The 13,507-nt window shown below is 64.6% G+C and carries 12 protein-coding genes and 1 rRNA gene; all 13 read left to right on the top strand.

Annotated features, from left to right (window positions below; genetic code table 11):
- Positions 1-47: 47 nt before the first annotated feature.
- Positions 48-1,208, top strand: a complete 1,161-nt coding sequence (gene argJ, locus NUW87_RS08520; RefSeq protein WP_269028060.1) for a bifunctional glutamate N-acetyltransferase/amino-acid acetyltransferase ArgJ — start codon at positions 48-50, stop codon at positions 1,206-1,208.
- Positions 1,209-1,220: 12 nt separating this feature from the next.
- On the top strand, positions 1,221-2,156 hold the full coding sequence (gene argB / locus NUW87_RS08515; RefSeq protein ID WP_272508790.1) for an acetylglutamate kinase: 936 nt from the start codon (positions 1,221-1,223) through the stop codon (positions 2,154-2,156).
- On the top strand, positions 2,153-3,331 hold the full coding sequence (locus NUW87_RS08510; RefSeq protein ID WP_269028058.1) for an acetylornithine transaminase: 1,179 nt from the start codon (positions 2,153-2,155) through the stop codon (positions 3,329-3,331). Before argB ends, NUW87_RS08510 begins: the two co-directional genes overlap by 4 nt.
- On the top strand, positions 3,309-4,277 hold the full coding sequence (argF, locus tag NUW87_RS08505; protein ID WP_377734830.1) for an ornithine carbamoyltransferase: 969 nt from the start codon (positions 3,309-3,311) through the stop codon (positions 4,275-4,277). Before NUW87_RS08510 ends, argF begins: the two co-directional genes overlap by 23 nt.
- The gene (locus NUW87_RS08500) at positions 4,274-4,771 is read left to right on the top strand and encodes an arginine repressor (RefSeq protein ID WP_269028056.1); all 498 of its coding nucleotides are present in this window, start codon (positions 4,274-4,276) and stop codon (positions 4,769-4,771) included. Before argF ends, NUW87_RS08500 begins: the two co-directional genes overlap by 4 nt.
- A gap of 90 nt (positions 4,772-4,861) precedes the next feature.
- Positions 4,862-6,076 (top strand): argininosuccinate synthase, encoded by a 1,215-nt coding sequence (locus NUW87_RS08495; RefSeq protein ID WP_239219207.1) that lies wholly within the window; start codon positions 4,862-4,864, stop codon positions 6,074-6,076.
- Between the two features lie 3 nt (positions 6,077-6,079).
- Positions 6,080-7,516, top strand: coding sequence for an argininosuccinate lyase (gene argH, locus NUW87_RS08490; protein WP_269028055.1), 1,437 nt, complete (start codon positions 6,080-6,082; stop codon positions 7,514-7,516).
- Between the two features lie 49 nt (positions 7,517-7,565).
- Positions 7,566-8,741, top strand: coding sequence for a hypothetical protein (locus NUW87_RS08485; protein WP_269028054.1), 1,176 nt, complete (start codon positions 7,566-7,568; stop codon positions 8,739-8,741).
- Positions 8,738-10,333, top strand: coding sequence for an extracellular solute-binding protein (locus NUW87_RS08480; protein WP_269028053.1), 1,596 nt, complete (start codon positions 8,738-8,740; stop codon positions 10,331-10,333). Before NUW87_RS08485 ends, NUW87_RS08480 begins: the two co-directional genes overlap by 4 nt.
- Positions 10,320-10,970, top strand: coding sequence for a hypothetical protein (locus NUW87_RS08475; RefSeq protein WP_269028052.1), 651 nt, complete (start codon positions 10,320-10,322; stop codon positions 10,968-10,970). Before NUW87_RS08480 ends, NUW87_RS08475 begins: the two co-directional genes overlap by 14 nt.
- Positions 10,967-11,146, top strand: coding sequence for a Trm112 family protein (locus NUW87_RS08470; protein WP_239219217.1), 180 nt, complete (start codon positions 10,967-10,969; stop codon positions 11,144-11,146). Before NUW87_RS08475 ends, NUW87_RS08470 begins: the two co-directional genes overlap by 4 nt.
- Before the next feature lie 12 nt (positions 11,147-11,158).
- Complete coding sequence (tyrS, locus tag NUW87_RS08465) at positions 11,159-12,421, top strand: tyrosine--tRNA ligase (RefSeq protein ID WP_239219219.1); 1,263 nt, start codon at positions 11,159-11,161, stop codon at positions 12,419-12,421.
- A gap of 636 nt (positions 12,422-13,057) precedes the next feature.
- Positions 13,058-13,507: ribosomal RNA gene (locus NUW87_RS08460) — 16S ribosomal RNA — on the top strand; the annotation flags it as partial.

Here is a 13,507-nt window from a genome sequence, read left to right as displayed (position 1 = left end):
GACCCCCAAACCAGCTTTCCCTTTTTCCCTGAAAGGACCCCTCCATCATGAGTGCTCTTGGAGTCACCGCACCTCAAGGCTTTTCCGCCGCCGCCACAAGCGCGGGCCTGAAAGCATCCGGCAACCCGGACATGGCCGTCGTTGTCAACGAAGGCCCCGAGTTCGCTGCCGCCGCCGTATTCACCCGCAACAAGGTCTTCGCCGCGCCCGTGAAGGTCAGCCGCGCGGCGGTGGCCGCAGGGGAGCTGAAAGCGGTGGTGTTCAACTCCGGCAACGCCAACGCCTGCACCGGAGAGCAGGGGCTGCATGACGCGCAAATTATGCAGCGGCTCACGGCCGAAGGTGTCGGCGCCGAGCCGCACCAGGTGGCTGTCTGCTCCACCGGCATCATTGGCGATCTGTTGCCGATGGAGAAGGTGGAACGTGGCATCGCAGGCGTAGTCACGCAGCTCGGCGATCACGGGGCAGACGCCGCTGATGCCATCCGCACCACCGACACCATCGCCAAGGAAGTGTTGGTCAAGGGCGACGGCTGGACTGTCGGTGGCATGGGTAAAGGTGCCGGCATGATGGCGCCGTCGCTGGCGACGATGCTGGTGTGCCTGACCACCGACGCGAAGGTGGATGCCCAGGCGCTGCAGACCGCGTTGGAGCGCGCCACCTCCACCACCTTCAACACCCTGGACATCGACGGCTCCACCTCCACCAACGACACCGTCGTCGCGATGGCTAGCGGCGCAAGCGGGGTAGTCCCGGACCAGGACGAGCTGGACGCAGCGGTATACGAAGCATGCGCGCAGCTGGCCGGGATGATGCAGTCCGACGCCGAGGGCGTGACCAAACGGGTGAGCATCACCGTTGAAGGGGCCGCAGACAACGAGCAGGCGCTGAATGCCGCCCGCACCATCGGGCGCGACAGTCTGGTCAAGACCGCCATGTTCGGCTCGGACCCGAACTGGGGCCGTGTGCTTGCCGCCGTCGGTATGGCCGACGCGGAGATGGACGCGGACAACATCTCGGTGACCTTCAACGGGCACACCGTCTGCGAATACTCCACCGGTGCCCCCGGCGCGCGAGACGTGGACCTAAGTGGCGCGGACATCGCGGTCGTGGTGGATCTGGGCACTGGCGGCGAGGGCTGTGCGACGGTGCGCACGACGGACCTGTCGCACGCCTACGTTGAGATCAACTCGGCCTACACCAGCTAGGAGGTGGGGGAGATGATGCCGAATCTGACCAACGAGCAGCGCGCCACTGTGCTGGCGGAGGCGCTGCCGTGGCTGCAGCACTACCGCGATAAAATTGTCGTGGTCAAATACGGCGGCAACGCCATGATCGATGAGGACTTAAAGGCCGCGTTCGCCGCCGACATGGTGTTCTTGCGCACCGTGGGCGCGAAACCCGTGGTGGTGCACGGAGGCGGTCCGCAGATCACTCAGATGCTCGCCCGCCTGGGCTTGGACGGCGGAGAGTTCATCGGCGGGTTCCGCGTGACTACCCCGGAGATCCTGGACGTGGTGCGCATGGTGCTCTTCGGCCAGGTGGGCCGGGACCTTTTGGGCAAGATCAACTCGCACGGGCCCTACGCGGTAGGCACCTCGGGCGAGGACGCCGGGTTGTTTACTGCGAAGCAGCGCGAGGTGGTCGTCGACGGCGAGCCGCAAGACATTGGCTTGGTGGGCACGATCACGGATGTGAACCCGGAGGCGGTGATGGACATCATTGAGGCCGGCCGTATCCCGGTGGTATCCGGAATCGCCCCGGGGGAAAACGGCGAGGTCTACAACATCAACGCCGACGAAGCCGCCGGCGCGCTGGCCGCCGCAATCGGTGCCGAGCGCCTCGTGGTGCTCACCAATGTTGAGGGGCTCTACACGGATTGGCCGAACAAGGACTCGCTGTTGTCCAAAATCGAGGCGGGGGAGCTGGCCAAGATGCTGCCCGGCTTAGACACCGGCATGATCCCCAAGATGGAGGCCTGCCTCACCGCGGTCCAAGGCGGGGTGAAGGCAGCGCATGTCATCGACGGCCGCGTGGCGCACTCCGTGCTCCTGGAGCTTCTGACCATGGGAGGCGTGGGCACCATGGTGCTGCCGGACGATTACGACCGAGCGCACTACCCGGACGGCACGATCTTTAGAAAGGACGACGCATGAGCGAGTTTTCTTCGCGCTGGACTTCCGCGCTACTAGATACCTACCCGGCGCCGCCGGTGGAGCTTGTCTCCGGCGAAGGTGCCACCGTCACTGACGCGGACGGCAACACCTACATCGACATGCTCGCAGGCATTGCCGTCAACGCGCTCGGCCACGCGCATCCGGCGATAGTGGACGCCGTCAGCGCGCAGGTGGCGCGCTTGGGGCACGTGTCCAACCTGTTCGGCTCCCAGCCGGTAGTGGAGGTCGCCGAAGCGCTACGCGCCCGGGTTGGCGACGACACCGCGCGGGTGTTTTTCTGCAACTCCGGCGCCGAGGCCAACGAGGCCGCCTTCAAGCTGGCACGCCTGACCGGCCGCCGCCGCATCCTCGCCGCGGAGCGCGGTTTCCACGGCCGCACCATGGGCTCGCTTGCGCTGACCGGTCAGCCGGACAAGCGGGCACCGTTCGAACCGATGCCGGCGGGCGTCGAGTTCTTCCCCTACGGCGACATCGAGGCGCTGGAAGCACTGGTGCAGCAAGACCCGGGCAACACCGCCGCGATCATTCTGGAGCCCATCCAGGGCGAAACAGGAGTCATCCCCGCACCGGAGGGCTTTCTCACGAAGGTGCGCGAGATTTGCGACGCCCACGGGATCCTCTTCATCACCGACGAGGTCCAAACCGGCGTCGGCCGCACCGGCGACTTCTTCGCGTTCCAGCACGAAGGCGTCCTGCCCGACGTGATCACCATGGCTAAAGGCTTGGGCGGGGGACTGCCCATCGGAGCGACCATCGCCCGCGGCAAGGCAGCGACGCTTTTTACCCCGGGCTCGCACGGCACCACCTTCGGCGGCAACCCGGTCGCCTGCGCCGCAGCAAAAGCAGCGCTGGGCGTGATCGACGGGGCCTTCCTCGCGGAAGTGCGCCGCAAGGGGCAAATGCTTATCGACGCTGCTTCGCAGATCCCCGGTGTCATGCAGGTCCGCGGGCGCGGGCTGATGCTCGGGGTGGTGCTGGATGAGGCGGTGGCGAAGCTCGTCGTCAAGCAGGGGCTCGAAGAAGGCCTAATTTTGAATGCGCCAGGTGAAAACGTCATTCGACTGACACCACCGCTAGTGATCAGCGACGATGAGATTGCTGAGGCGATGCAGCGCCTCGCCCGCGCAATCGATGCAGCGAAAGAAAGGAGCTAGACCGATGGTCAGACACTTCCTGTCAGACGACGACCTGACACCCAACGAGCAAGCCGAGGTGCTCGCACTCGCCGCGGAGCTGAAGCGCGATCCCTTCTCGTGCCGGCCGCTGGAGGGGCCGAAGTCCGTCGCCGTGCTGTTCGACAAGACGTCTACCCGCACCCGCTACTCGTTCGACGCCGGCATCGCGCAGCTCGGCGGACACGCGATTGTCACCGAAAGCGGCAACTCGCAGATGGGCACGAAGGAGAACTACCAGGACACAGGCGCGGTGCTGTCGCGGTTTGTCGAGGCGATTGTGTGGCGCACATACTCCCACGACAACCTGCGGGAAATGGCGGAAACCGCCACCGTGCCAATCATCAACGCACTGTCCGACGACCTGCACCCGTGCCAGATCCTCGCCGACCTGCAAACGGTGGTGGAAAACTTCTGCCCGGACGAGGGCCCGGCGGGGCTGAAGGGGCTGAAGGCCGTCTACCTGGGAGACGGCGACAACAACATGGCTAACTCCTACCTCATCGGTTTTGCCACCGCCGGCGTGGACATCACCGTCATCGCGCCAGAAGGTTTCCAGCCGCGCGATAAGTTCGTTGAGCGCGCACGGCGCCGCGGTGAGGAAACCGGTGCGGCAGTGGCAGTGACCTCCGATATCGCGGCTGCGGAGGGCGCGCACGTGGTCATCACGGACACGTGGGTTTCGATGGGCATGGAGGAAGACGGCAAGGACCGCCGCACCCCGTTTTTGCCGTACCAGGTGGATGCTGCCCTGATGTCGCGCGCGGCCGAGGATGCAATATTCTTGCATTGCCTTCCCGCATACCGCGGGAGCGAAGTCGCCGCGGAGGTCATCGATGGGCCGCAATCGCGCGTCTTCGATGAAGCGGAAAACCGCCTGCACGCCCAAAAGGCGCTGCTGGCCTGGCTTTTGGAGCACCAAGTATGACCCAACCTGTATCCCGCACCGCGCGGCAGGCGAGAATCCTCGAGCTGCTCGAATCAACCCGCGTGTCCTCCCAGGTGCAGCTGTCTGAGCTGCTGCTGGACGAGGGCATCGACATCACCCAAGCCACCCTCTCGCGCGACCTGGACGAGCTCGGCGCGAAGAAGGTGCGCCCCCGTGCGGGCGGCCGCGCCTACTACACCGTGGGCTCGGAGGCGGACTCGCTGGAATCGGCGCACTCCGGCCCGCGCGAAAAGCTGCGTCGCATGATTGAGGAGTTAGTCGTCTCCGTCGACTACTCCGGGCAGATCGCCGTGGTGCGCACGCCTCCCGGGGCGGCCCAGTATTTGGCCAGCTACATCGACCGCGTGGGGCTCGACCAAGTGGTCGGCTCCATCGCCGGCGACGACACGGTTTTCGTGGTCGCTCGCGAGCCGCTCACCGGCAAAGAGCTGGCGCAGCAGCTGTTCGGGCTGAAAGAAAGCGTCGGCGAGTAGACATCGCCGCGCCGATCGCATAATTTTACGTACGCTGTATAATACTGAATAATCCTGAATCATCCTGGACTTCGAAGGAGATCTTTTACTATGACTAACCGCGTTGTGCTCGCGTACTCGGGCGGCCTGGACACCTCTGTCGCCATCCCTTACCTCGCCGAGATGACCGGCGGCGAGGTCATCGCCGTCTCCCTGGACCTGGGGCAGGGCGGCGAGGACATGGAGTCCGTGCGCCAGCGCGCGCTGGACTGCGGCGCTGTGGAGTCCATCGTGGTGGACGCCAAGGACGAGTTCGCTGAGGAATACTGCCTGCCCACCATCAAGGCCAACGGCATGTACCAGGGCGAATACCCGCTGGTCTCCGCCATTTCCCGCCCGCTGATTGTCAAGCACTTGGTGGAGGCCGGCCACAAGTACGGCGGCACCCACGTCGCCCACGGCTGCACCGGCAAGGGCAATGACCAGGTCCGCTTCGAGGTCGGCTTCCTCAACCAGGACCCGGACTTGGAGATCATCGCCCCGGCCCGCGACTACGCCTGGACCCGCGACAAGGCCATCGAGTACGCCGAGGGCAAGGACCTGCCGATTGAGCAGTCCGCCGCGTCTCCGTTCTCCATCGACCAGAACGTCTGGGGCCGCGCAGTCGAGACCGGCTTCCTGGAGGACCTGTGGAACCCGCCGACAAAGGACCTCTACGCCTACACCGAGGACCCGGCGCTGGGCAACGCCCCGGACGAGGTGATCATCTCCTTCGAGGCCGGTAAGCCGGTGGCTATCGACGGCCGCAAGGTCACCGTCCTCGAGGCCATCGAGGAGATGAACCGCCGCGCCGGCGCCCAGGGCATCGGCCGCCTTGACATGGTGGAGGACCGCCTGGTGGGCATCAAGTCCCGCGAGGTCTACGAAGCCCCGGGTGCTGTTGCGCTGATCACTGCGCACAAGGCGCTTGAAGACGTCACCGTCGAGCGCGAGCTGGCCCGCTACAAGCGCCTCATCGACGCCCGCTGGTCTGAGGAAGTCTACGACGGCCTCTGGTTCGGCCCGCTGAAGCGCTCCCTGGACGCGTTCATCGAGTCCACCCAGGAGCACGTCACCGGCGACATCCGCATGGTGCTGCACGCCGGCACTTGCACCGTCAACGGCCGCCGCTCCAACCACTCCCTGTACGACTTCAACCTGGCCACCTACGACACCGGCGATTCCTTCGACCAGACCCTGGCCAAGGGCTTTGTGCGCCTGCACGGTCTGTCCTCCCAGATCGCCAACAAGCGCGATCGTGCCGCTGGCGCCGACCAGGAGAAGTAATCGATGCAGCAGCACAAGACCAATGAGGGCGCACTGTGGGGCGGCCGATTCTCCGGCGGCCCCTCTGAGGCGATGTTCGCCCTGTCCGTGTCCACCCACTTCGACTGGGTGCTCGCACCCTACGACGTGCTCGCGTCCAAGGCACACGCGAAGGTGCTTAACAAGGCAGGTTTGCTTAGCGACGACAACCTCGCGGTCATGCTCGACGGTCTCGACCAGCTCGGCCGCGACGTCGCCGACGGCTCGTTCGGCCCGCTGCCCACGGACGAAGATGTGCACGGCGCGATGGAGCGGGGCCTGATCGACCGCGTCGGACCCGAGATCGGCGGCCGCCTTCGCGCGGGCCGGTCCCGCAACGACCAGGTTGCGGCGATGTTCCGCATGTGGCTGCGCGACGCACTCCGTGGTGTGGCCCAGGACGTCTCGGACCTGATCGACGCAATCGTCGAGCAGGCCGAGGCCCACCCGGACGCGATCATGCCGGGCAAGACCCACTTCCAGGCCGCGCAGCCGATCCTGCTCGCGCACTCCCTTCTGGCCCACGCCCAGCCGCTGCTGCGCGACCTAGAGCGCATCCAGGACGCGGACAAGCGCCTCGCGGTCTCGCCGTACGGCTCCGGCGCTCTGGCAGGTTCCTCGCTGCACCTGGACCCGGAGGCGATCGCCGAGGAGCTCGGCTTTGACTCCGCCACCGACAACTCGCTCGACGGCACCGCCTCGCGCGATTTCGCGGCAGAGTCGGCGTACGTGCTGGCGCAGATCGCCATCGACGTCTCCCGCTTCGCCGAGGAGATCATCGCCTGGTCCACGCCTGAGTTCGGCTACGTCACCCTGCACGACGCGTGGTCCACGGGCTCGTCGATCATGCCGCAGAAGAAGAACCCGGACGTGCCGGAGCTCGCCCGCGGCAAGGCTGGACGCTTGATTGGCAACCTCACCGGCCTTTTGTCGACGCTGAAAGCAATGCCGCTGGCGTACAACCGCGACCTGCAGGAGGACAAGGAGCCGCTGGTGGACTCGGTGACCCAGCTGTCCATTCTCTTGCCGGCGTTTACCGGTTTGGTGTCCACGTTGACCTTCCACGAGGACCGTATGCGCGAGCTGGCCCCGGCAGGGTTCACACTGGCGACGGATCTGGCCGAGTGGATGGTGCGCCAGGGCGTACCGTTCCGCGAGGCTCATGAGGCGTCCGGCGCCTGCGTGCGCATCGCGGAATCCCGCGGCGTGGATCTGGTCGATTTGACGGATGAGGAACTGCAAAGCGTCGATAAGCGACTGCTTCCTGAGGTCCGGGAGGTGCTCACCGTTGACGGTGCGGTGGCATCCCGCGACACCCGCGGCGGCACCGCGCGCCCGCGAGTGGAGGAGCAGCGCGAGCGTGTGCGCGAGGCGAACAAGGCCGCGCGCGAGTGGGCGAAGACACCGGTGCGCTCGCAATAGTTGTGCGATTGTGGCGCGCATCTCGGCCCGGCCATTTAGCATGTGAGATATGAATGTGCCGAGCAGCCACGACGCCAAGCCCCGGGGACGCAAAGTCTCCGTGGTGCTTGGCGTCATTTTAGTTGGGGTGGTCATCGCCGCCGTCGCACTGGGTCGGGGGCTGTTGCCCTTCGGCGACGGGGATGAGGGGGAAACAATTGACGGGTCCGGCGGCAAGCTGACGCAGCTGCACGGCGTGATCGGCTCGGAAAAGCGGGCCTACTTCGAAGACCCCGACGTGGTGGCCCGGCTGGAGGAGCTGGGGTATCGCGTCAGCGTTACCACTGCCGGCTCGCGCCAGATCGCCACCACCACGGACATTGCCGAGCAAGACTTCGTCTTCCCGTCCTCGGCGCCGGCGACGCAGAAGGTGCGCGAGCAGGGCAGCGGCTACTCCGTGGACTTCCCGTTCTTCACGCCGATGGCGGTGGCGAGCTGGAAACCGATCGCTGACCTCCTCGTGGCGGAAGGCGTGGTCAGCGAAGAAAACGGCGCCTACACCCTGGACGTGAACAAGTACATGGACCTGGCCCGCTCCGGCAAGCGTTGGCGGGACCTGGGCGAGACGTACCCGTCGCCACGCAATGTGCAGATCCGCTCCACGGACATCCGCACCTCCAACTCCGCGGCGATGTACCTGTCGCTTCTGGCGTGGGAGGTCGCCGAGCGCGACCCGGAGCACAGGGACGACGTCGGCTTCCTCATCGACGAGCTCGCGCCGTTTTTCACGGCGCAAGGGTATAGCGAAGCGTCCTCGTCCGGGCCATTCACGGACTACCTGAGCCAGGGTATGGGTGCTGCGCCCATGGTGATGGTGTACGAGGCGCAGTTCTTGGGCGAGCAAATGCGGCCGAACTCGCGCATTCGGGACGACATGGTGCTGCTGCACTTGAGCCCCACCGTGCTCGCGAACCATGGCATCGTCGGAGTATCGGCCGGCGGCAAGGAGCTGGGGCGCCTGCTGTCTAACGACCCGCAGTTGCAGCAGCTCGCCGCGCGCCACGGTTTCCGGCCCGCTAACTCCGGCAGCTTGGCCGACGAGCTCGCAGACCGCGGCTTCGACGCCCCATCCGATTACGTCAATTCCATCGACCCGCCCTCCTACGACAGGCTCGAGCAGCTCATCGACGGAGTGGGGCAACGCTACGCCGGAGCGCCAGTGCCGGTGAAGGAGGACGACCAATGAAACGCCTACTCGCGGCCATCGCCGCCCTGATGTCGCTCATGCTCGCCTCGTGCGTCTCGCTCGGCGGCGACACCGCAGGGTCGGGTTCCGGCTCGGGGTCGGGCTCCGGCTCCGGTACGCCTGCCGACCTGACCGTCGTCGCCGCGACAGAACTGAAAGACCTCCAAGGGCTGGTCGACCAGGCGGCTCAAGACCTCGGCTTCTCCATCGATATGCAGTTCCCCGGCGGTACCCTCGACAACTCGCAGACGCTCAAGCGCGGCGACTTCGACGGGGAAGTGGACGCCACCTGGTTCGCCACCAACCGCTACGTCAACCTCATCGGCGCTACCGACAAGCTGGACGGCGAGACGAAGATCGCCACCAGCCCCGTCGCGTTCGGCGTGTGGGAGGACAGCGCCAAGCGCCTCGGCTGGGACACTAAGCAGCCCACGTGGGCGGAGTTCGCCCAGGCCGCAGAGGCTGGCGAGTTCAGCTTCGGCATGACCAACCCGCAGGCGTCCAACTCCGGGTTTTCCGCCCTGGTCGCCGTGGCCACCGCGCTGGCGGACACCGGCGACGCCATCGTGCCGGCCGATCTGGAGCGCGTCGGCCCGCGCCTCAAACAGCTGTTCCAGGCCCAATCCATGGTCTCCGGGTCCTCCGGGTGGCTAGCGGAGGCGTTCGCCAACGACCCCGAGCGTGCAGACGCGATCGTCAACTACGAAGCCACGCTCCACCAGATGCGTCAGCAGGGCCAGCCCATCGAGGTCGTTGTTCCAGCGGATGGTGTGATCTCTGCGGATTACCCGCTGTCCGCGCTTTCGCAGCCGAAGAATGCGGACGCACGGGAGCGCGTCGAAAAGCTTGCGAATTGGCTCCTCGAGCACCAGCCCGACATCGCGGATACCTTCCGCAGGCCGGTGGCACAGGTTGACAACATGCCCGCGGAGATCGCGGACCAGCAGGTCATCGAGCTGCCGTTCCCCGCGAACGAAGGCGTGGTGGATGAGCTGCTTTACGCCTACGACAACTCCTACCGCCAGCCCGGCACCACCACCTTCGTGCTGGACACCTCGGGCTCGATGGAAGGCGAGCGCATCGCCTCGCTCAAGGACATCATGCATTCGCTTATCGACGGCTCCGCTTCCACCCTCACCGGCGACGTGTCCCTGCGCGACCGGGAGAACGTCACGCTGCAGTCCTTCGACAGCAGGCCGAATGAGTCCGTCACGGCGCGGTTCTCCCACGAGGACCCGGCATCGGCCACAAAGCTGACCGCATACGTTGACGGGCTCCAAGCCAGCGGCTCCACCGCGATGTACCAGACGCTGCTGGAAGCGCTGCGCAAGACGGATCCGGCCGGCGGTATCCCGTCGATAGTCCTGCTCAGCGACGGCCAGGACACCGTCGGTCCACGCTTTTCCAAGTTCAAAGAGGACTACGAGCAGCTGCCGGCGGCGCAGCGGTCCGTACCGGTGTTTGTGATTCTCTACGGTGACGCCAGCGAGGCAGAGATGCGTGAACTAGCGGAGCTGACCGGCGGCGAAGTGTTCGACGCGCTCGGCGGCGACCTCGCGGCGGCGTTTAAGGAGATCCGTGGCTTCCAATAATCCTTCCGGAAACGCAGCCGCCCGCTACTTCGCCTCGGCGAAGAACCAGGTCGGGCTGGTGCTTGCCATCCTGGTGATCGTGCTGCACCTGGTGATAGGCATCGGCATGTACTGGCCGGTAGCGGCTCTGGCGGCCTACGGCGCAGGTGCAGCGTTGACCCCGTCGCGCAAGTCCAAGGAGCTTCCAGCGGCACCGGCGGAGCCCACACCGGTGGTGCTAGACCGATCGCTGCGGGAGACGTCCAAGCGCCTCAGCGGTGCCCGTCCGCCGCGCCAGGTGATGGCGCAGGCGCGTGCGCTCGAGGACACTGTCCGGTTTGTGCTCTCCGAGTGGGAGCATTTGGAACCAACCCCGGAGCACCGCCAAACGATATGGAATGTGGTGAAGGTGTACTACCCGGAGGTCGTCGATACGTATCTCGATGCCCCGCAGTACCGCGACGCCTCCGCGGTGCGGGTGGTTGTGGACTCGCTTACCACGCTCACGCGCGCGGCAGGACGGGTGCGGCAGGGCATATTGGACGACAACCTGCGGGCGATGGACTCCCAGGCGCAGTTTTTGAGGGAGGAGCTCGGGGAGTTGCCCGGACTCGACGACAGCTACCGCGGCGGCGACGGGTACGATCCGAAACCATGAGTCTGGATCCGAAGCTTCTCAGCGTCCTCGCGTGCCCCAAGGACAAGGGCCCGCTGGAATACAACCAAGAACAGCAGCTCTTGGTCAACGAACGCCTCGGAATTGCCTATCGCATTGATGATGGCATCCCGGTTCTGCTCATCGACGAAGCAGAGACCTACACCCCAGCGAACTAGAAGAAAGCGACCATGACTTCCACCAACATCATTGATGAGCTGACCTGGCGCGGCCTGATCAACCAGTCCACCGACCTGGATAACTTGCGCGAGGCAACCGAAACACCGATCACGCTGTACTGCGGCTTCGACCCGACGGGTCCGTCGCTGCACGCCGGCCACCTCGTGCCGCTGTTGATGCTGCGGCGCTTCCAGGAAGCCGGCCACACCCCAATCGTGCTCGCCGGCGGCGCTACCGGCATGATCGGCGATCCGCGAGACGTGGGGGAGCGCTCCATGAACTCCGCGGACACCGTTAAAGACTGGGCGGGTCGCATCTCGGGCCAGCTCAAGCGCTTCGTGCATTTCGACGGCGATAACGCCGCGAAGCTGGTCAACAACAACGACTGGACCAAGGATCTCGGTGTGATCGAGTTCCTGCGCGACATCGGCAAGCACTTCTCCCTGTCCACAATGCTTGGACGCGAGACGGTGAAGCGCCGCCTGGAAAACGACGGCATCTCCTACACCGAGTTCTCCTACATGCTGCTGCAGGCTAACGACTTTGTGCAGCTGCGCCGCGAGCACGACTGCATCCTGCAAATCGGTGGCGGCGACCAGTGGGGCAACCTCGTTGCCGGCGTAGATCTGAACCGCCGCATCGACGGTGCACAGACCCATGCGCTGACCGTTCCGTTGGTGACCGACTCCGAGGGCAAGAAGTTTGGCAAGTCAACAGGCGGCGGATCGCTGTGGCTCGACCCGGAGATGACCAGCCCGTACACCTGGTACCAGTACTTCGTGAACACCGCTGATGCCGACGTGATCCGTTATCTGCGCTGGTTCACCTTCCTGGACCAGGAGGAACTCGCCCGCCTCGAGGTGGAGGTTGCGGAGCGTCCGTTCAAGCGCGAGGCGCAGCGCCGCCTTGCCCAGGAGATGACGGATCTGGTCCACGGCGTGGAAGCACGCGAGGCCGTCGAGCTCGCCTCCCAGGCGTTGTTCGGTCGCGCGGAGCTTTCGGATCTGGATGAGGCAACCCTCGCCGCGTCCGTCTCCGAGACCGACGTCTTCGAGTTCTCCGGCGAAACCACCATCGTGGACCTGCTCGTCGGCGCCGGGCTGGCGGATTCTAAGGGCGCCGCCCGCCGCTCCATCAAGGAGGGTGGCGCGTACGTGAACAACGTCCGCATCGAAGACGAGGCGTGGGCGCCCACCGAGGACGACTTCCTCCACGGCCGCTGGCTCGTGCTGCGGCGCGGCAAGAAGAACTTCGCGGGAGCGAAGCGCGTGTAGCACCCAGCTTTACGACGAGCTATCGCCCAGGCCAGTTTTGCACTCTGGCCTGGGCGTTTTGTGTTGTGTTTGGGTTCGTGGTTATATTTCCATCCGTTGCTTCCGAGCGGTTCGGCCGGTTGGGAGGGACGAGATAATTTGAATAGGGGTTACGTTCTGGTTAACCGGAGTTTAACGTGAGTTTGACTTTTGGTTGGTTGGTTGTGTAGCTTCTGATGAAGCCGCTTTTCCGGCTGGGGCTGTGTTTGGTTCTGGTTGGTGGGTGTGCTGGTGTTGTTTGAGAACTCGATAGTGTGCCAATGTACTTTTGTTGCGTGGGTGTGTTTGCCTGCCTCTTTTTGTGCACTGTGTGGTGGACGCCTTTTTTGGGTGTGTGCCGGTGGTGGCGTGGTTGAATTCCAATGATGGATCGCGTCATCTTTTGGTTCATGGTGTGCGTGGGGTGTGGTTGAACATGTTTCACGTATGTTTTTTGATCGGCCCTGCTTTATAACCCCGTCGGGTTGGGGTCGGTTGTTGAACCTTGTAATTTTTGGATTTTTGCCAGTCACTGGTGCCTGCGTTTTGCAGGTGTTGGTGTTTGGTTTGTTTTTGGTTGGGTTTGGGCTTTTCACGGCCTGTTTCTGCTGAAACATTTTTGTGGAGAGTTTGATCCTGGCTCAGGATGAACGCTGGCGGCGTGCTTAACACATGCAAGTCGAACGGAAAGGCCTCTGCTTGCAGGGGTACTCGAGTGGCGAACGGGTGAGTAACACGTGGGTGATCTGCCCTGCACTTCGGGATAAGCCTGGGAAACTGGGTCTAATACCGGATAGGACCACATTTTGGATGGTGTGGTGGAAAGTTTTTCGGTGTGGGATGAGCTCGCGGCCTATCAGCTTGTTGGTGGGGTAATGGCCTACCAAGGCGTCGACGGGTAGCCGGCCTGAGAGGGTGTACGGCCACATTGGGACTGAGATACGGCCCAGACTCCTACGGGAGGCAGCAGTGGGGAATATTGCACAATGGGCGCAAGCCTGATGCAGCGACGCCGCGTGGGGGATGACGGCCTTCGGGTTGTAAACTCCTTTCGCTAGGGACGAAGCG

This window comes from Corynebacterium pilbarense (genome assembly GCF_026930265.1).
GTDB classification, from domain to species: domain Bacteria; phylum Actinomycetota; class Actinomycetes; order Mycobacteriales; family Mycobacteriaceae; genus Corynebacterium; species Corynebacterium pilbarense.
This window is presented reverse-complemented; position numbering and strand designations above follow the sequence as displayed.